Source organism: Streptomyces sp. NPDC002144 (genome assembly GCF_053593695.1).
On sequence record NZ_JBSFDB010000009.1, the window covers coordinates 61690 to 79362 of the forward strand.

General features: G+C 71.0%; 16 protein-coding genes. 6 read left to right on the forward strand and 10 right to left on the reverse strand.

Annotated features, from left to right (window positions below):
* Window positions 1-194 precede the first annotated feature (194 nt).
* The gene (locus tag ACWCQ1_RS15715) at window positions 195-410 is read left to right on the forward strand and encodes a dodecin (RefSeq protein WP_240858827.1); all 216 of its coding nucleotides are present in this window, start codon (window positions 195-197) and stop codon (window positions 408-410) included.
* 30 nt (window positions 411-440) lie between these two features.
* Here the strand turns inward: ACWCQ1_RS15715 and ACWCQ1_RS15720 are convergent, their stop codons facing one another.
* From ACWCQ1_RS15720 to ACWCQ1_RS15730, 3 genes are all read right to left on the reverse strand, one after another.
* A complete protein-coding gene (locus ACWCQ1_RS15720; RefSeq protein ID WP_358602575.1) occupies window positions 441-932 on the reverse strand; it encodes a phosphatase domain-containing protein in 492 nt (163 codons plus the stop codon).
* Window positions 933-988: 56 nt separating this feature from the next.
* Entirely contained in the window at window positions 989-2206 is a 1218-nt protein-coding gene (locus ACWCQ1_RS15725) for a glycosyltransferase (RefSeq protein ID WP_358602578.1), read from the reverse strand.
* A gap of 144 nt (window positions 2207-2350) precedes the next feature.
* The gene (locus tag ACWCQ1_RS15730; RefSeq protein WP_358602581.1) at window positions 2351-3025 is read right to left on the reverse strand and encodes a hypothetical protein; all 675 of its coding nucleotides are present in this window, start codon (window positions 3023-3025) and stop codon (window positions 2351-2353) included.
* A 95-nt stretch (window positions 3026-3120) separates the two neighbouring features.
* Here ACWCQ1_RS15730 and ACWCQ1_RS15735 point away from each other — a divergent pair, with 95 nt between their 5' ends.
* A complete protein-coding gene (locus tag ACWCQ1_RS15735) occupies window positions 3121-4122 on the forward strand; it encodes an LLM class flavin-dependent oxidoreductase (protein WP_358602583.1) in 1002 nt (333 codons plus the stop codon).
* A gap of 10 nt (window positions 4123-4132) precedes the next feature.
* On the opposite strand, the gene ACWCQ1_RS15740 is transcribed toward ACWCQ1_RS15735, so the two are convergent.
* Complete coding sequence (locus tag ACWCQ1_RS15740; protein ID WP_358602586.1) at window positions 4133-4645, reverse strand: hypothetical protein; 513 nt, start codon at window positions 4643-4645, stop codon at window positions 4133-4135.
* A gap of 182 nt (window positions 4646-4827) precedes the next feature.
* On the opposite strand from ACWCQ1_RS15740, the gene ACWCQ1_RS15745 reads away from it, so the two are divergent.
* The 3 genes from ACWCQ1_RS15745 (at window position 4828) to gap (ending at window position 9590) form a co-directional block, all read left to right on the forward strand.
* The gene (locus ACWCQ1_RS15745) at window positions 4828-7164 is read left to right on the forward strand and encodes an ATP-binding cassette domain-containing protein (RefSeq protein WP_451026698.1); all 2337 of its coding nucleotides are present in this window, start codon (window positions 4828-4830) and stop codon (window positions 7162-7164) included.
* A gap of 346 nt (window positions 7165-7510) precedes the next feature.
* Window positions 7511-8467 (forward strand): GlxA family transcriptional regulator, encoded by a 957-nt coding sequence (locus ACWCQ1_RS15750; RefSeq protein WP_133046600.1) that lies wholly within the window; start codon window positions 7511-7513, stop codon window positions 8465-8467.
* Window positions 8468-8591: 124 nt separating this feature from the next.
* On the forward strand, window positions 8592-9590 hold the full coding sequence (gene gap / locus ACWCQ1_RS15755) for a type I glyceraldehyde-3-phosphate dehydrogenase (RefSeq protein ID WP_358602593.1): 999 nt from the start codon (window positions 8592-8594) through the stop codon (window positions 9588-9590).
* Between the two features lie 58 nt (window positions 9591-9648).
* Here gap and ACWCQ1_RS15760 read toward each other — a convergent pair whose 3' ends face one another.
* Together ACWCQ1_RS15760 and ACWCQ1_RS15765 are read right to left on the reverse strand one after the other, a co-directional pair.
* Complete coding sequence (locus ACWCQ1_RS15760; protein WP_358602596.1) at window positions 9649-10245, reverse strand: DinB family protein; 597 nt, start codon at window positions 10243-10245, stop codon at window positions 9649-9651.
* Window positions 10246-10491: 246 nt separating this feature from the next.
* Complete coding sequence (locus ACWCQ1_RS15765) at window positions 10492-11691, reverse strand: right-handed parallel beta-helix repeat-containing protein (protein WP_451026699.1); 1200 nt, start codon at window positions 11689-11691, stop codon at window positions 10492-10494.
* A gap of 333 nt (window positions 11692-12024) precedes the next feature.
* Between ACWCQ1_RS15765 and ACWCQ1_RS15770 the strand changes: the two genes are divergently transcribed.
* Window positions 12025-13365, forward strand: a complete 1341-nt coding sequence (locus tag ACWCQ1_RS15770; RefSeq protein WP_133046597.1) for a jacalin-like lectin — start codon at window positions 12025-12027, stop codon at window positions 13363-13365.
* A 59-nt stretch (window positions 13366-13424) separates the two neighbouring features.
* Here ACWCQ1_RS15770 and ACWCQ1_RS15775 read toward each other — a convergent pair whose 3' ends face one another.
* The 4 genes from ACWCQ1_RS15775 to ACWCQ1_RS15790 all read right to left on the reverse strand — a co-directional run bounded on the left by ACWCQ1_RS15775 (window position 13425) and on the right by ACWCQ1_RS15790 (window position 17651).
* A complete protein-coding gene (locus ACWCQ1_RS15775) occupies window positions 13425-14603 on the reverse strand; it encodes an alanine--tRNA ligase-related protein (protein ID WP_451026787.1) in 1179 nt (392 codons plus the stop codon).
* A 297-nt stretch (window positions 14604-14900) separates the two neighbouring features.
* The gene (locus ACWCQ1_RS15780) at window positions 14901-15707 is read right to left on the reverse strand and encodes a lysophospholipid acyltransferase family protein (RefSeq protein WP_451026700.1); all 807 of its coding nucleotides are present in this window, start codon (window positions 15705-15707) and stop codon (window positions 14901-14903) included.
* On the reverse strand, window positions 15707-16477 hold the full coding sequence (locus ACWCQ1_RS15785) for a GNAT family N-acetyltransferase (protein WP_358602608.1): 771 nt from the start codon (window positions 16475-16477) through the stop codon (window positions 15707-15709). Before ACWCQ1_RS15785 ends, ACWCQ1_RS15780 begins: the two co-directional genes overlap by 1 nt.
* A gap of 154 nt (window positions 16478-16631) precedes the next feature.
* A complete protein-coding gene (locus ACWCQ1_RS15790; protein ID WP_451026701.1) occupies window positions 16632-17651 on the reverse strand; it encodes a hypothetical protein in 1020 nt (339 codons plus the stop codon).
* Window positions 17652-17673 lie beyond the last annotated feature (22 nt).

The window sequence follows — 17673 nt, forward strand, 5'->3', positions numbered from 1 at the left end:
CCCGGCGTGGGGGGCGAGCGGTCAGCTCGTACGGGCGTGCCCGGGAGTTTGGTATGGACCAATACCGGGCGTCAAGGGGCGCCCCGGCAAGCAACCGGACGTCTCGCGCTCCGCCGCAGCTTGGGGCACGGTGGAGTGACGCGCGACACACGTGACGCTCCGGTCATCAGGGGCGTACGGAGAGGAGCACCCGCATGTCGAACCACACCTACCGGGTCACCGAGATCGTCGGCACCTCGCCGGACGGCGTCGACCAGGCCATCCGCAACGGCATCAGCCGGGCCTCCCAGACGCTGCGCAATCTGGACTGGTTCGAGGTGGTGCAGGTACGCGGCCAGATCGAGGAGGGAGAGATCGCGCACTGGCAGGTGGGCCTGAAGGTGGGATTCCGACTCGACGAGTCCGACTGACGGACCGCTTCACCAGGCCTTTCCCGAACCTCAGGTACGCCCCTCCCCCTCCTGCGCCTTCTTCAGCGCCGCGGAGGGGGCGGTCCAGCGCGCCCGTACGACCCGGAAACCCGCCCGTTCCGCGTCCTCGCACACCAGCTCGTCGTCGTCCACGAACACCCGGATCTCCCGGGTACGGGCGAGACGGCGGAGGATCTCCAGCTTGGTGCGCCGGGCGGGCCTGCGGTCGTCGTTGCGCCGCATGAACACCCGTCCGTCCGGCAGCCCTTGCGCCGTCAGCCACGCGAGCGTGTCCCGGCGGCAGCGCTCGGGCCGCCCCGTCAGATAGACCACCTCGCACTCCTTCGCGCTCTCCAGCACCAGCGCGATGCCCTCCCCGATCGGTGGGTCCTGCGGCGCGGCGGCGAAGAAGGCGTCCCAGTCCCGCGGCCTGCGCTCCAGGAAGCGCTGACGGTGGGCGGTGTCGGCGAGGGTGTTGTCCAGGTCGAAGACGGCGAGGGGACGATCACTGCTGTCGGTCACGCCCCCACCTTAGGCAGACACCTTCCACCACTCACGCCCGCACGAGACCGGCCTGCTCAGGCGTCCGGAAACCCGTCGAGCAGCAGCTGGGCGGCCACCTTCGCTCCGTCCGTGCGGACCCTGGCGGCCACGGACCTCGCGCGGTCCTGCGTCTCCGGGGTCAGGGCCGTCTTGAGGGCGGCGGAGAGGGACTCGACGGTCGGTGTCGGGCCGTCGTGCGCGGCGCCGATGCCCAGTTCGGCGACGCGCGCGGCCCAGCGCGGCTGGTCCACGATCTGGGGGACGATCACCTGGGGCGCCCCGGCCCTTGCGGCCGTCTGCGTGGTGCCCGCGCCTCCGTGGTGCACGACGGCCGCGACCCGGCGGAACAGGGCCTGATGGTTGGCCTCGCCGAGGACGAAGCAGTCGTCCCGGTCGTCGACCGAGGCCAGGCCGGCCCAGCCGCGGGAGAGCAGGACGCGCCGGCCGTGGGCGCGCACCGCCTCGACGGCGACCTGGGGAAGGTCCGGCGAGGAGTGCATGGCCATGCTGCCGAAGCCGACGTAGACCGGCGGTTCACCGGCATCGAGGAAGGTCTCCAGGTCGTGCGGGAGCGGGCGGTCGTCCGGCAGGAACCACGCCCCGGTCTGGACGAGTTCGAGGTTGGTCAGGTCCTTCCACGGAGCCAGCAGCGGGTCCGCGGCCAGCAGCGCGGGGCTGGTCAGGGCGTAGTCCCGGACGCCGGCCAGCGGCGGCAGGCCGATCGCGGCGCGGTGGCGGTTCTCCGCCTCGCCGTACAGCTGGTCGACCCGTTGGCCGTCCTGCTCCCACAGCACCTCGAGGTCGGTCTCCTCCTCCGGGGAGGGCGTGCCCGGCCGCGCCCCCGGGCGGAAGTGCTTCGACGGCAGCCCGAAGGGGTGGAAGCACGCGAACGCGTACCGGACGCCGAGCTTCTCGGCCACCGACCGTGCCCCCGACGGCATCAGGCCGGTCGCCAGCAGGACGTCGGATCCCTCGGCCGCCGTGGTGAGCGTGTCGAACCGAGCGGCCACCAACTCGGGCGCGAGCTGGAACGCGGCCGCCGCCCCCGGCGGCTTCGGACGGGTCACGATGGAACGCACCGTCGGTCCGAGCGGCACCAGCGGTACGCCCGCACGGTCCAGCAACTGTGCGAACTCCTCGTCCGCGGGCAGGCACACCCGCACTTCCGCACCGAGTTCGCGCAGGCCCACCGCGAGTCCCGCCAGCGGCTCCACGTCCCCGCGCGATCCCCACGCCGTCAGCACCACACGCATGTCAACATCCCCGTTTCCGCAGGTCCTGGTCTCGGCAGGCGATTCTGCGGCACGTGGGGGGCCTTGCCGCAAGGCCCCCGGTGCGCTATACGTTGAGAAGGGTGAGGAGTTGTGAACTCCTCGCCTTTCGTCATTCCTGGGCCCTCAGATCTGCCAGGTGCTGGAGTACTGGATGTGCAGGCTTCCCGGTACACGGCCACGGGTCCGTACGGGCCAGGGACCCGGGTTGATCTCCACGCAGAAATGCCCCGCGTTCGGATGGCGGTGGAGAAAGGACGGGGCTTCGTCGAGGAGACCGCGGAGCGCGGTGCCGTGCTCCCGGAACGCGGTGGAACTGCCCACGACGAAGAGCGTGTGCGCGGCGATGTGGAAGGCGAGGTGGTCGCGGTACGCCCGGTGGTGTCGCCGCTCGTGGTCGATGGCGCTCTCGTCGGGGAAGTCCTCGGCCGGGGTGGCCGTCGTGTGCGGTTTGCCCACGCCGAGCCGTGCCCGGATCCGCTTCCACGAGGCGGTCGGGAACTGCAGGCTGTGGTGGACCAGCACCAGGTCCAGTGAGACCGGCTCCCCCTCACTCATGACGCCGTCAGGGGCCTGGTTGGCCCGGATCGGCAGGTAGACCAGCGAATGGGCGGACCGGGCGGCCAAGGCCCACAGGGCGACGAGTGAGGCCGCGCCCTGCCGATCCGCGTACATCGACAGCCAATGACGGTCGTCGCGCAAGGCCAGTCGGGCCGGGGTCGAGTCGGCCCGGATGACCCGGAACTCGTTGCTCCCCAGCCGAACTCCGTGGAGGTGCACCCGCTGTTTCACAACGAGCATCGGAACATGCCGGCCGCTCCCGACCCAATCGATTTCATCTCCGAGCGTCGGAGCAGGGGCAGGAATCCTGGGGTCCGTCAGGCGTTGAAACTTGTATGAGCTCCCTGACCGCCCGGACCCGTTTCTCCGTTCTCGACCGTTCCCGGACCCGTGAGGGGCACACCGGCGCGGAGGCGCTGCGGGACACCGTGCGGCTGGCGCGGGAACTGGAGGGGCTCGGGTATCACCGGTTCTGGGTGTCGGAGCACCATGGCGTGCCGGGGGTCGCCGGTTCCGCGCCGACCGTGCTGGCCTCCGCCGTCGCGGCGGCGACACGGACGATACGGGTCGGCACCGGTGGTGTGATGCTGCCCAATCATCAACCCCTCGTGGTGGCCGAGCAGTTCGGGGTGCTGGAGTCACTGTTCCCGGGCCGGATCGACATGGGGCTGGGGCGGTCCGTCGGCTTCACCGACGGGGTGCGCAGGGCGCTGGGCCGCGACAAGGGGGACGCCGAGGACTTCGCCGGCCAACTGGAGGAACTGCTCGGCTGGTTCAGCGGATCGTCCCCCACGGGCGTGCACGCGCGCCCCGCCGAGGGGCTGTCCGTGCCGCCCTTCGTGCTGGCCATGGGCGAGGGCGCCGCGATCGCCGCCCGCGCCGGTCTGCCGATGGTCATCGGCGACCTCCGGAACAGGGAGAAGATGCGGCGCGGCATCGATCACTACCGTGAACGGTTCCGCCCCTCCCCCTGGGCCCGGGAGCCGTACGTCGTCGTCTCGGGCACGATCGCGGTGGCCGGCACGCCGGAGGAGGCGCGGCGGCTGCTGGTCCCGGAGGCCTGGTCGATGGCGTACTCACGCACGCACGGCACGTTCCCGCCCCTGCCGCCCGCAGAGCGCGTCGAGGCACTCACGATGACGGAGAGGGAACGCGGTTTCTACGAGTCCGGGCTGACCGGCCATCTCGCCGGGACCGAGGAGCAGGTCGCCCATGAGCTGGAGACGGTGCTGAAGGAGACGGGAGCCCAGGAGGTCCTGGTGACGACGAGCACGTACGACCGGTCGGCGCTGCTGGAGTCGTACCGCCGGCTGGCCGGGATCTTCACCGGGCGGTGAGCGTCGGACCTCAGGGCCCGGGCGGCTCGTCGGTCGCCGTGCCGGGCGCGGCGGGGGCGGGGGCGCCCGGGGCTTCGTTCGGCAGGGTGACGACGCCGCCGATCTCCTCGGGTACGTGGGCCAGCTCGGCGAGGAGCGTGAGTCTGTTGAGCAGGTCGTAGCCCTCGAGCACCAGCATGGGATCGCCCTCGTACGACTCGAGGTTGAGCACCGCGGCCTGCACGTTGCTCACCTCGGTGACCAGCATGGGGATGCCCGGGTGACCGAGGACGCGTGCCGCGCCGGCGCGCTGGTGCATGAGCGGCATCAGCCGGTACCCGCTGCCGTTGTCGATCGTTTCCAGGTCACTGTCGCTGAGCCGCAGAAGCTGCGTGCGCGCATGGCTCGTGACGCGTTCGAGGGTGCTCAGATCCTCGTCGGAGATCGCGAAGGCCCGTAACGCCGCCTTCCGCGTTTCGCCGAAGGCATTTTCGCGTCTCTGACGTCTGCCGAACATCGGCATGGTGCGGAACTCCCCTCGCATGAGACAGCGCTCTCTGCCAGAGCCGTCTCCCCGACGCCAAGATATTGAAACGTGACACCGCAGGCCAGGTGCCACGGGCGAATATGACCGCACTCGGGCAGACCACGAGCGGTCGCGCGCGTCGCTCGCATAGAATTACGGAGTTTGTCCCGCCCTGGTCGACGTCCGTACGGAGTCCCCGCATGCCGAGCCCCCACGACCCGTACGTCCGTGTCCGCGGAGCCCGGGAGCACAATCTCAAGGGCGTGGACGTCGACATTCCCCGGGACGTGGTGGCGGTGTTCACCGGGGTGTCCGGGTCGGGGAAGTCCTCGCTGGCGTTCGGCACGATCTACGCCGAGGCCCAGCGGCGTTACTTCGAGTCGGTCGCCCCTTACGCCCGCCGGCTGATCCACCAGGTGGGCGCGCCCAAGGTCGGCGAGATCACGGGGCTGCCGCCGGCGGTCTCGCTCGAACAGCGCCGCTCGGCGCCGACCTCCCGCTCCTCCGTCGGCACGGTCACCAACCTCTCCAACTCGCTGCGCATGCTCTTCTCCCGCGCCGGCGACTACCCCCCGGGCGCCGAGCGCCTCGACTCCGACTCCTTCTCTCCCAACACGGCCGTCGGAGCCTGCCCGGAGTGTCATGGGCTGGGCCGGGTGCACCGTACGACCGAGCGGTCGCTGGTGCCCGATCCGTCGCTGTCGATCCGCGAAGGTGCCATCGCCGCGTGGCCCGGCGCCTGGCAGGGCAAGAACCTGCGGGACATCCTCGACGCGCTCGGCCACGACGTGGACCGGCCCTGGCGTGAACTGCCCGCCGAGCAGCGGGAGTGGATCCTGTTCACCGAGGAACAGCCGGTCGTCACCGTGCACCCGGTGCGGGACGCGGACCGTATCCAACGGCCGTACCAGGGCACGTACATGAGCGCCCACCGGTATGTCATGAAGACCTTCTCGGACTCCAGGAGCGCGACCCTGCGCGCCCGCGCGGAGCACTTCCTGACCAGCGCTCCATGTCCGGTCTGCGGCGGCAGCAGGCTGCGGCCCGAGGCGCTGGCGGTCACCTTCGGCGGCCGTACGATCGCCGAACTCGCCGCGCTGCCGCTGACGGACCTCGCCGACCAACTGGTCGCCACCGACGAGACCGCCCGCGTCCTGACCGCCGACCTCAGGTCCCGTATCGCCCCGGTCCTCGAACTCGGCCTCGGCTACCTGAGCCTGGACCGCGCCAGCCCGACCCTCTCGACCGGAGAGCTCCAACGCCTGCGCCTGGCGACGCAGTTGCGCTCCGGACTGTTCGGTGTGGTGTACGTCCTGGACGAGCCGTCCGCCGGTCTGCACCCGGCGGACACCGAGGCACTGCTCACCGTGCTGGAGCGGCTGAAGGCGGCCGGCAACTCGGTGTTCGTGGTCGAGCACCACCTCGACGTCATGCGCGGTGCCGACTGGCTCGTCGACGTGGGCCCGCGCGCCGGTGACCACGGCGGCGAGGTGCTGCACAGCGGACCGGTGGCGGACCTGGCCGGGGTCGAGGAGTCGGCGACGGCCCGTTTCCTGTTCGACCGCTCCCCCGCCGCGGTACGGCACGTGCGTTCCGCTCGTGGGGAGTTGAAGGTCGGGCCGGTCACCCGGCACAACCTGCGCGGCGTGACGGCCGAGTGCCCGCTCGGGGTGTTCACCGCGGTCACCGGTGTGTCCGGGTCCGGCAAGTCCACGCTCATCGGCGAGATCACCGAGGACCTCGCGGGGGTGGGGCGGCTGGTCTCGGTCGACCAGAAGCCGATCGGTCGCACCCCGCGGTCCAACCTCGCCACGTACACCGGCCTGTTCGACGTCGTACGCAAGGTGTTCGCGGCCACCGACGCGGCACGCGAGCGGGGTTACGGGGTCGGTCGCTTCTCCTTCAATGTCGCGGGCGGGCGGTGCGAGACCTGTCAGGGCGAGGGGTTCGTGAGTGTGGAGCTGCTGTTCCTGCCGAGCACCTATGCGCCGTGCCCGGACTGCGGTGGGGCGCGCTACAACCCAGAGACGCTCGAAGTGACGTACCGGGAACGGAACATCGCGCAGGTGCTGGATCTGACGGTGGAGAGCGCGGCGGAGTTCTTCGCCGACACACCGGTCGTGGCGCGGAGTCTGAGCACCCTGCTGGACGTCGGGCTCGGCTATCTGCGACTCGGGCAGCCCGCCACCGAGTTGTCCGGCGGTGAGGCCCAACGCATCAAGCTGGCCGGTGAGTTGCAGCGTGGCCGTCGCGGTCACACCCTCTACCTCCTCGACGAGCCGACGACCGGACTCCATCCGGCCGACGTCGAGGTCCTGATGCGTCAGCTGCACGGTCTTGTCGACGCCGGGCACACGGTGGTCGTCGTCGAGCACGACATGTCGGTGGTGGCGGGCGCGGACTGGGTGATCGACCTCGGCCCCGGCGGCGGCGACGCGGGCGGCCACATCGTGGCGGCGGGGACGCCGGTGGAGGTGGCCCGGGCGGAGGCAAGCGCGACGGCGCCGTATCTGGCGCGAGTACTGGGACCGTCCTAGTTTCGTGTCCGGCGAGGAGACCCGCCGTAACGCTTCGGCTGCGCACCCGCACCGGCGCGGTCCGGCGCGTCGGACGCGCGGAAGCGCCGCGCCGGCCTCACCCCCCGGGCGTCCGCGCCTACGCCGCGATCATGGCCTGGGACGCCGGCGCCGACCGGCCGCTCTCCGAAGGCGCGAGCGCCGTCCACGACGTACTGGGACGACGGGAAGCGACCACGGGCCGAAGCCGCCGCGGGCCGCTGCTTGGGCTGACACGACGGAGCCACAGAAGCCTTCCGACCCCGCCGCCCACGCGGCGCGCGTCCGGTACGGCGGCTCGGCCTGACCTGCCTCGTACCCTGTCCCCGTGTCAGCCTCCCGTCTCCACCGTGTCGCCGTCCTCGTGCTGGAGGGTGCCAAGCCGCTCGACGTCGGGATTCCCGCGCAGGTCTTCACGACGCGGGCGAGCATGCCCTACGAGGTGCGGGTGTGCGGGGCGGCACCGGGGCTCGTCAACGGCGGCGACGGGCTGTCGTACTCCGTCGCCGACGGCCTCGACGCGCTCGCGTGGGCCGACATCGTGTTCATCCCCGGATACCGCTTCCCGGACCGCGAGGACCCGCCGCGGGCCGTCGTCGACGCGCTGGTCGCCGCCCACGAGCGGGGCGCGCGGCTCGCGGCCATCTCCACCGGTGCCTTCGCCCTCGCCGCCACCGGACTGCTCGACGGCAGGCGCGCGACCACGCACTGGCACTACACGCGGGCGCTCGCCGCGAAGCATCCGCGCGTCAAGGTCGACGAGAACGTGCTCTTCGTCGACGAGGGCAGCGTCCTCACCTCGGCCGGGGCCGCCTCCGGCATCGACCTCTGCCTGCACATCCTGCGCGGGGATCTCGGTGTGGCCGCCTCCAACCACGCCGCCCGGCGCCTGGTCGCCGCCCCCTACCGCAGCGGCGGCCAGGCGCAGTACGTACCGCGCAGTGTGCCCGAGCCGCTGGGCGAGCGCTTCGCCGCCACCCGGGAGTGGGCGCTGCGCCGGCTCGACGAGCACCTGAGCCTCGACGTGCTGGCCCGGCACGCGGGGGTCTCGGCGCGCACCCTGTCCCGGCGCTTCGTCGAGGACACCGGTTACACACCGATGCAGTGGGTGATGCGCGCCCGCATCGACATGGCCCGTGAGCTGCTGGAACGCTCGCAGCGCAGCGTCGAGCAGATCGCCGCCGACGTGGGACTCGGCACCGGGGCGAACCTGCGGCTGCACTTCCAGCGGATCCTCGGCACCACGCCCAGCGAGTACCGGCACACGTTCGCACGGGGCGAGTGACCCGTCGCGGCCGGCCTGGCGGGATCCTTTTGAACCATGGCGATCGCGCCGCTGTCCCGGGCGGATGTCGCGAGCGACCCTGGGGGCGAACCCCAGGGACGACTTCAAAGGTGGAACACCCCTCATGACGCGCATCGCCATCAACGGATTCGGCCGCATCGGACGCAACGTGCTGCGCGCCCTGCTCGAACGCGACAGCACTCTCGAGATCGTCGCCGTCAACGACCTCACCGAGCCCTCGGCTCTCGCGCGGCTGCTCGCCTACGACAGCACGGCCGGCCGCCTCGGCCGCCCGGTCACCGTCGACGGGGACACCCTCGTCGTGGACGGCCGGCGCATCCGGGTGCTGGCCGAGCGTGAGCCGGCCCAGTTGCCGTGGGCCGAACTCGGCGTCGACATCGTGCTGGAGGCGACCGGCCGCTTCACCTCCGCCAAGGCCGCCCGCGCCCACCTCGACGCCGGCGCGCGCAAGGTGCTGGTCAGCGCGCCCTCGGACGGCGCGGACGTCACGCTCGCGTACGGCGTCAACACCGACGCCTACGACCGGGAGCTGCACACCATCGTCTCCAACGCCTCCTGCACCACCAACGCGCTGGCTCCGCTCGCCGCGGTGCTCGACGAACTCGCCGGTATCGAGCACGGCTTCATGACGACCGTGCACGCCTACACGCAGGAGCAGAACCTGCAGGACGGGCCGCACCGCGATCCGCGCCGGGCGCGGGCCGCGGGCGTCAACATCGTGCCGACCACGACCGGTGCCGCCAAGGCCATCGGTCTGGTGCTGCCGGGTCTCGACGGCAAGCTGTCGGGCGACTCGATCCGGGTGCCGGTGCCGGTCGGTTCGATCGTCGAGCTCAACACGACCGTCGCCCGTGACGTGACGCGCGAGGACGTGCTGGCGGCCTACCGTACGGCGGCCGAGGGGCCGCTCGCCGGGATCCTGGAGTACTCCGAGGACCCGCTGGTCTCCTCCGACATCACCGGCAACCCCGCCTCCTCGATCTTCGACTCGGCGCTCACCCGCGTCGACGGTCGGCACGTCAAGGTCGTCGCCTGGTACGACAACGAGTGGGGCTTCTCCAACCGTGTGATCGACACGCTGGAGCTGCTCGCGGCTGGCTGACACCCCGTCAACACGCTGCCGTCCCCTGCCCACCCCGCCCCGGGGTGGGCAGGCGTTTTCACTCCTGCCCCGACGCCTTCCGGGCCACGCTCTCCAACTGCTGCCGGTACTCCGCCCACCAAGCCGTGTCCCCCTTCGGCATGCTGGTGTTGTTCTCGTTCATCCCGACGGCTCCGTCGATGAGTTCGCGGATGATGTCGGCGTGGCCGGCGTGCCGGTGGGTGTCGGCGATGACGCGCACGATCGCGTGGTGCAGGGTCACCTCGTCGGCGCCGTTCGGCCACCAGGGCACCGTGCCGACCGCGTCCAACTCCAGTTCCTCCAGCGTCGCGTCCGCGTGCGTCCACGCGCCGCGATAGCGGGCGACGATGTCCTCACGCGACTCGTCGGCCCTGGCCCACATGTCGGCGTTGGCGTCCGCGCCCTCACCGAAGAGGGGTTTCGGCAGATCGGAGGGCCGCCCGAACGTGTCGCCCAGATAACCGAGTTCGGCATGCGTCGCATGCTTCACCAGCCCGAGCAGATTGGTGCCGGTCGGCGTGAAGGGCCGACGGATGTCGTACTCCGACAGCCCATCGAGCTTCCACAGCAGCGCGTCGCGGGCGTTCTGGAGATAGAAGTGAAGATCGGCCTTGGGATCAGGTTCGATGGTCATGCGGTCAGTCTGTTCACGGAACGATCAATGTCCACCGAATTTGCCGCGCCCCACCCGACCCGGCGGTGCCATATCCTCGCCGGTCGAGCGCAGCAGACGTCTCCGCCATGACGAACCTGACCCTGCGTACGCGGAGCTGGTGATCCGCCACGCGGACGGCACACCTGGCACCCATCACCTGGTCGGCGACGTGAGCCGCCACCCGCGCGGCTGACGCGGGCGGCGGCTCGTGAGCCGAGGGTGTGGTTACGGCGTCACCACCTTGCCGCCGAAGGTGACGGCGAGCTTGCCGTCCGAGGCGAACGACCAGCCCAGTGCGCCGGAGTAGGAGGAGCAGCGGGAGCCGTTGGTGCCGGACCAGAACTGGTTGGAGCTGTCGGCGTCGCCGACTGTCTTGTCGTTCGAGCCGCTGACGGAGAAGCGGCACGAGGTGTTGCCGCGGAACACCGAAGTCCCCGCGTCGAAGGAGTAGTTGCGCTGGGCGTTGTCGATGCTCGCGTTGCCGGTGACGGCCATCGTGCCCGGGTTGCTGTTGTAGGTGAACCCGTGATGGCCGTTGTGGTAGGCGATGTTGTGCCGGACGACGTGGTTGACGGCGATGTCGTCGCCGCCGAGCTTGTAGCCGTTGCGGTCGCCGTTGCCGCTCTGACTGCCGTCGCTGAGGGTGCCGTTGTTGTAGGACAGGGAGTACTCGATGGTCACCGGTCCGATGGCGCCCGTGTCGGTCTTGGTGTAGAGGTCCCAGCCGTCGTCGATGTTGTTGTGGGAGACGTCGTAGCGGAAGACGTTCCCGGTGCCCGTGGTCAGCTTCGCCGCGAAACCGTCGGCGTCCTCACCATCGGAGTCGGCGTTGTCGTGCGACTCCGAGCTGACGACGAGGTTGTTCGACGGCCACTGCGAACGGGGCGTGGTGGAGGCGATCCGGCCCAGCTGCAGTCCCGTGTCGCGGTTGTACGCCGTCACCGTGCGCTCGACGACGTTGTTGCTGCCGCCGACGTAGATCCCGTTGTCGCCGGCGTGCTCGACGGTCAGCCCGTACAGGTGCCAGTAGTTGGCGTTCAGCTGGATGCCCCGGTTGGACGAACTCTCGCTCTGCGCCGAGAAGTTGAGCACGGGGGTCTCACCCGGGTAGGCGGACAGGGTGGTGCGGCCGCCGGAGGTGCCGTCCTGGCCGGCCGGGATGGTGACCGTGGAGGAGTAGTTGTACGTCCCCCCGCGCAGGTAGATCGTGCCGCCGGCGGTGATCCGGCTGATCGCCGAGGTGAGCGTGGTCGGCGCCGACTGCGTGCCGGCCGCGCTGTCGGTGCCGCTCGGCGAGACGTACAGCGTGGTGCCGGCCGCCGCGGCCTCGTAACGGGTGGGGGCTGCTTGCGCGATGGTGCCGGACAGCGTGACAAGGGTGCCTGCGATCAGGCTGACGCACGCGATGAGGGGTCTCGGATTCATCGTTGATCTCCAGGACGGTTGAGGCGTCTGACGGAGGTACGAAGAGACAGACAGACAGACGGACTGACAGATGGAAAGCGCTTTCTCCCGGAACGTAAAACCGCTGACCTGAACCCGTCAATAGCCCGGTACTTGTTTCGCATTCACATAGGTGGACGAGGGGTGGACGATGGGCACGTCATCGGGCGTGCGCCGAGTTCCCACACCTTTAACCCGTCCTCCACCCCCACAGAACGATCTCCTGTCAGGGTCGCGACAGACTGGGGTAACCAGCGGTAACTTCAATCACTGGCTCACCGCAACCGCTTTCACTCCCCCAGGAGACACACCCCCATGCGCAGACTCCTCGCCTGCCTGGCGGCGGCAGCCGCCGCCCTCGGCGGGCTCACCATGGCGGCGCCCTCCGCGGCGGCCGCCGACTCGGGCAGCTTCAGCGTGCTCAGCTACAACGTCGCCGGCCTGCCGCAGAGCCTCTCCAGCGCGCCCACGCCCCGCGACACCAGCACCACGGCGATCGGCCAGCGGATCGCGCCGTACGACATCGTGCATGTCGAGGAGGACTTCAACTACCACGCGTACCTCTACGCCGGCGACACCGCGCACGCCTATCGCACGCCGACCAGTGGCGGCGCCGGCATCGGCAGCGGGCTCAACACCCTGTCGAAGATCCCGTACGACACGGACGACTTCGAGCGGGTGCACTGGAACTCCTGCCAGATCGACTCGGGTGACTGCCTGACCCCCAAGGGCTTCACCTTCATGCGCGAGCGCCTGGCCGAGGGCGTCTACGTCGACTTCTACAACCTGCACACCAACGCGGGCACCAATGACGGCGACGAGGCCTCCCGCGCCGACAACCTCAACCAGCTCACCGCCTTCATCAAGACGCACTCGGCGGGCAACGCCGTGGTGGTCATGGGCGACACCAACACCCGCTACACCCGCACGGCCGACACCATCGCCGAGTTCGCCTCGTCCAACGGACTCACCGACGCCTGGGTCCAGCTGATCCGCGGCGGCACCCCGCCGGCCAAGGGCAGTGACGCGCTGGTCTGCGACCAGTCCGGGGCCACCGTGCCCAACACCTGCGAGGTCGTCGACAAGGTCCTCTACCGCGGCAGCAAGCTCGTCTCGCTCAACGCGGCCTCGTACAACAACGAGCACGCCAAGTTCCTCACCGACGACGGGCTCATGCTCTCCGACCACGACCCGATCACGGTCGGCTTCACGTGGTCGCGCAACTCCGCCTTCCAGCTCAGCGACCAGTACGGCGGCCCGCACGGCGACTACTACAACGACATCGACAGCGTGCCGGCCGGTGCTCGCGCCACCACCATCGGTCTGCGCTCCGGCTCCCGCGTCGACCAGATGAACCTCACCCTGGCGGGCGGCACGACGCTCGCCCACGGCGGCACCGGCGGGACCGCGTCCTCCCTGACCCTGGGCAGCGGCGAGTACGTCACGACCGCCTACCTGTGCCAGGGCTCGTACAACGACCACACCCGCGTCTTCTACGCCAAGTTCACCACCAGCCTGGGCCGTACCCTGGCCGGTGGCACCACCACCTCCGACTGCGTGACCCGCACCGCGCCGTCCGGCTGGCAGATCGCCGGATTCCACGGACGCTCAGGCGACGAGGTCGACAAGATCGGCTTCATCTACACCCAGCGCTGACACGGCCGGCGTCCGGAGCGGTACGTGCACCCGCCGCCCCGGACGCCGCCTCGCCGGCGTCATCGCGTGGTGAGCATCCCGGCGACGAGGTCCCGGGGCAGGCCGTGGGTGTCGTGGAGGTAGCCGTAGTCCTCGTCGGTCAGCGGCCGTTGGAACTCCGGCCGGGACAACACGCGCCGCCCGCGTTCGAGAAGCCGGCTGAACCTCCGTTCCTCGTCGAGGAGTTGCTCACGCACGGCCTCGACACCACATGACTGGCCAAAGTGCTCCAGCGTGTGGCCGACCGGCTCCGGAGGCAGGTCGGCGAGGGTGCGGGTGGGGTCGTCGCGCCGCAGGGTGGTGAGCACACGGCGGATCAGCCGCCGCAGGACGTAGCCACGGCCCGTGTTGGAGGGCCGTACGCCGTCACCGAGGACGACGACGGCCGAGCGCAGGTGGTCGCAGACGAGGCGGAGCGACGGCTCGTCGTCCAGGTGCCACAGCGAGGGGACGGTCCGCATCCACGGCTCGAACAGGTCGGTCCCGTAGACGGAGTCGTGCCCCTGCAGGACGGTCACCAGGCGTTCCAGGCCCATGCCGGTGTCGACGGCGGGCTGCCGCAGCGGCTCAAGGGTGCCGTCCTCGCGGCGGAGGTGGCGCATGTGGACGTGGTTCCAGATCTCCACCCAGCGCGGGTCGGTGGTCGGGGTGCCCTCGGGCGGAGTGCCGGGGCCACCGGTCCACACGAAGATCTCGGAGTCGGGGCCGCACGGGCCGACCGGGCCGTTGGACCACCAGTTGTCCTCGCCGGTCGGCTCGACGGGGACGCCCGACTGCCGCCAGGTGCGCAGGGAATGGGTGTCCGGGCCGACCTGGTCGTCGCCGCCGAACACGGTGGCGTACAGCCGCTCGTGCGGGATGCCGAAGCCGTCCCGCAGCAGCTCGTACCCCCATCGCAGGCTCTGCGAGTGGCCGTAGTCGCCGAGGGACCACGAGCCGAGCATCTCGAACACCGTCAGATGCGTCGAGTCACCGACCTCGTCGAGGTCGGTCGTGCGCAGACAGCGCTGGACATTGACCAGGCGTCGCCCCTGCGGATGCGGACGGCCGAGCAGATGGGGGGTGAGCGGGTGCATGCCGGACGTGGTGAACAGCACCGGGTCCGAGGGCGGCGGCAACAGTGTGCTGCCGGTGACCAATTGGTGTCCGCGCTCCTGGTAGAAGTCGGTGAAGGTCCGAATGACCTGGTCCGTATTCATGGTCATGTTGCCGTTCATGGCGGTCTTCCTTCGGATCACGAGGACCGGAAAGAACCGCGCGGGAACACGGGAGTCACCTACGAGAACGCCCCGGCGGTCCGTTTCCGGCCGCCGGGGTGTGTGGTGGGGTCAGGCGTCGGCAGCCGGCGAGCTGGTCGCTCGCGCGGCTGCGGTGCTGGTTCGCCCGATGACGTTCATGACCTCGACGCTAGCAGCTGCGTCACGCCCGGACCCCGGAATTTCCGATCGCCTGCGGTGGGCATGGAGCGCATCGTTGCAGGCGGGTGCCGCGGGTGGTCAGGCCACCAGTGCCGCGTGGGTCCAGTCGGGCTGGGCTGTGGCTCCGGGCTGGGCCGCGCGGGCGAGGGAGCGGCGGTCGGGGTGGGTGCCGGGCGGGATGAGGGGCCGGACGTCGACCTCGGCCACCAGGCCGCGGGTGAGGACCACCCGCCACACCGAGGCCAGCAGGGAGTCGTCCCCGATGAAGGCCGGGGCCGTGCTCGCCGAGCCCTCGGTCATCCGGTAGCGCAGGTGGACGGGCTGGACGGGGACGTCCGCGTCGAGGGCGGCCTGGAAGACGGCCCGGCGGAAGCTGCCCTGGGCGCGTCCGCACCAGGTGCTGCCCTCGGGGAAGACCCCGACGGCCTGCCCGTCGCGCAGCGCGTCCGCGATGCGGGCGACCGTGCCGGGCAGGGCACGCAGCCGGTTGCGGTCGATGAACAGCGCGCCGCGGGCCGCTACCGGACCGGCCACCGGCCAGTCCCGGATGTCGGACTTGGCGAGCATCCGGGCCGGACGGACGGCGGCGAGCAGCGGGATGTCCATCCAGGAGATGTGGTTGGCGACGAGCAGCAGACCACCGGTGGGGACGGTGGTGCCGGTGATCCGGACCCGGACCCCTGCGGCCCGTACGATCCACCGGCACCACCGCCTGACCCACTCGGCGGGGATCCTCCCGCCGAGCGGTGACAGCACGATCCCGATGAGCATCAGGACCGTGACCGCCGCGAGCCGCAGCACGGCACGGGGTACGGCCGTGGCGGACGCCGTCGCCTCTATGCAGGCCCGAGGGGTGCAGGGCGCGCTGGGCTGCCAGACGCTCATCAGGCCGGCACGAGGGACAGGAAGTGCCGCAGATAGCGCGGGTTGACCCGGCGCATCGACAGCAGCACGTACAGGTCGGCGACCCCGAAGTCGGGGTCGTGGGCGGGCTCGGCGCACACCCAGGCGCCGAGGCGCAGATACCCGCGCAGGAGGGCCGGGAGTTCGGCCGGGGCGGCGGGGGCGGCGGCGCTCGGGACCCAGGGCAGCAGGGGCCGTACGCGGTATTCCTCCGGCGCCAGGTGCTTGGCCCGCACCCGGTCCCAGGTCGCGGAGGCGAGCGCGCCGCCGTCGGCGAGCGGGATGGAGCAGCAGCCGGCCAGCCACTCGTGGCCGCGGTCGACCATGTAACGGGCGATGCCGGCCCAGATCAGGCCGATCACGGCGCCGTCGCGGTGGTCGGGGTGGACGCAGGAGCGGCCGACCTCGACCAGACCCGGGCGGATCGCGTCGAGCGGGGTCAGGTCGAACTCGCTCTCGGAGTAGAGTCGTCCGGCGACCGCGGCCCGTTCGGGCGGCAGCAGCCGGTAGGTGCCGACGACGTGCCCGGTGGTCTCCTCGCGGACCAGCAGGTGGTCGCAGTAGGCGTCGAAGGCGTCGATGTCGTGGCCGGGCTGCGGGGAGGACAGCAGGGCGCCCATCTCACCGGCGAACACCTCGTGCCGCAGCCGCTGCGCGGCGCGTACATCGGCCTCGTCGCGGGCCAGGGAGACGGTGTAGCGGGTGGGGGCCGCGGGCTTGGGGGGACGGTCGAGGGTCGTTACGCCGGTCATGGCTCTCTCCTGGTCACGGGCCGGGTCGGCGGAGCGGGGAGCAGACCCGTGGCGTGCGATCTGCCGCCCCTGTTCTTCCGATGCCGGCTGACCTTCGCGTGACGGGCGCAGAGAGCGTTGATGTGCGGTTGTTGAACGGCTCGGACGGTACCGGTCAGTTCGCCGGTACGCAGTGCTCCAGCCATCTGCCGGTCTCCGCCCGGTCGAGCACGCGCTCCAGGACGAGGTCTCCGGCCATGCCGGGGAAGAACCGGCCGGCGGGCCAGCCGCGGGGGTACGGCGGCGGGTCGAGGACGAGGAGTCGTACGCCGTCGACGACGGGCATGTCGGAGGGAGTTCCCTCGTTCCACACCCATTCCCCGTCCGGGGTGGCGAGGTTGAAGGAGCCGGTCGTCGGCACCTGGCCCGGCGCGTCACGGCACACGGCGACCTCCTGCGCCGAGGGTGCGTGACCGGGCACGTGGCCGCCGCCGACGAGGGCGTCGGCGAGGAGGGTGTGCAGCTGGAAGTTGTCGCCGATTCCGGACATGCGCAGGGCGTAGCCGGTGCCGGTCGGGCGGTGCAGCACGATCAGGGGCTCGTCGTCGAGGACGAGCAGGGCGTAGTGGAGGCACTTGAAGTCGTGTCCGGCGGCCTCCTGTACGGGGTGCAGCGCCCGCAGGAGCTCCGTGCGCCGGGCGGCGCCCGGTCCGGTGCGGACGGCCGGGTGGTTGAGCATGGCCACGGACGCCATCTCCCACTGCGGCAGGGTGGACCAGCCCACGGCCGCGTCCTGGCCGACCCGTTGGAGGGCCTCCTGGTCCACCGAGTCCGGCTCCGGCATCTCCCCGCCGCCGGTCGCTTCCCAGCGTGCGCAGAACTCCCCTGCCGCGCCCAGCGCTTCAGCGAGCCCGTCGAAGATGCGGGGCGCGCAGTCGGTCGCGTCCGCACCACGCTCGACACAGGCCCCGATCAGTACGGCGACCAGGCCGGAGGGCCCGGGAGGCACCTGCGGCAGCAGTGCCGCCAGGCGCGGCCCGGCCTCGTGGAACTCCTCGTCGGTGGCGTCCGCGTAGCACTCCTGTATCTCCCGCATGGCGCGCTGCGAACGCTCCCCGTCCTGCTCCCGCACAGCGGCCTCGAACCCGGCGACGGCCTCGAGAAACCGCTTCCTCCCCTTGCGTCCGAAGATCATGCGCGAACCCTACACACCCCGG

Excerpts from the sequence above, each read along its gene's own strand:
- ACWCQ1_RS15715 (WP_240858827.1), top strand. The coding sequence starts at position 195 with ATGTCGAACCACACCTACCGGGTCACCGAGATCGTCGGCACCTCGCCG.
- ACWCQ1_RS15740 (WP_358602586.1), bottom strand. The coding sequence starts at position 4,645 with ATGCGAGGGGAGTTCCGCACCATGCCGATGTTCGGCAGACGTCAGAGA.
- gap (WP_358602593.1), top strand. The coding sequence starts at position 8,592 with ATGACGCGCATCGCCATCAACGGATTCGGCCGCATCGGACGCAACGTG.
- ACWCQ1_RS15730 (WP_358602581.1), bottom strand. The coding sequence starts at position 3,025 with ATGCTCGTTGTGAAACAGCGGGTGCACCTCCACGGAGTTCGGCTGGGG.
- ACWCQ1_RS15735 (WP_358602583.1), top strand. The coding sequence starts at position 3,121 with ATGAGCTCCCTGACCGCCCGGACCCGTTTCTCCGTTCTCGACCGTTCC.
- ACWCQ1_RS15785 (WP_358602608.1), bottom strand. The coding sequence starts at position 16,477 with ATGACCGGCGTAACGACCCTCGACCGTCCCCCCAAGCCCGCGGCCCCC.
- ACWCQ1_RS15775 (WP_451026787.1), bottom strand. The coding sequence starts at position 14,603 with ATGAATACGGACCAGGTCATTCGGACCTTCACCGACTTCTACCAGGAG.
- ACWCQ1_RS15725 (WP_358602578.1), bottom strand. The coding sequence starts at position 2,206 with ATGCGTGTGGTGCTGACGGCGTGGGGATCGCGCGGGGACGTGGAGCCG.
- ACWCQ1_RS15780 (WP_451026700.1), bottom strand. The coding sequence starts at position 15,707 with ATGAGCGTCTGGCAGCCCAGCGCGCCCTGCACCCCTCGGGCCTGCATA.
- ACWCQ1_RS15760 (WP_358602596.1), bottom strand. The coding sequence starts at position 10,245 with ATGACCATCGAACCTGATCCCAAGGCCGATCTTCACTTCTATCTCCAG.
- ACWCQ1_RS15765 (WP_451026699.1), bottom strand. The coding sequence starts at position 11,691 with ATGAATCCGAGACCCCTCATCGCGTGCGTCAGCCTGATCGCAGGCACC.
- ACWCQ1_RS15745 (WP_451026698.1), top strand. The coding sequence starts at position 4,828 with ATGCCGAGCCCCCACGACCCGTACGTCCGTGTCCGCGGAGCCCGGGAG.
- ACWCQ1_RS15790 (WP_451026701.1), bottom strand. The coding sequence starts at position 17,651 with ATGATCTTCGGACGCAAGGGGAGGAAGCGGTTTCTCGAGGCCGTCGCC.
- ACWCQ1_RS15770 (WP_133046597.1), top strand. The coding sequence starts at position 12,025 with ATGCGCAGACTCCTCGCCTGCCTGGCGGCGGCAGCCGCCGCCCTCGGC.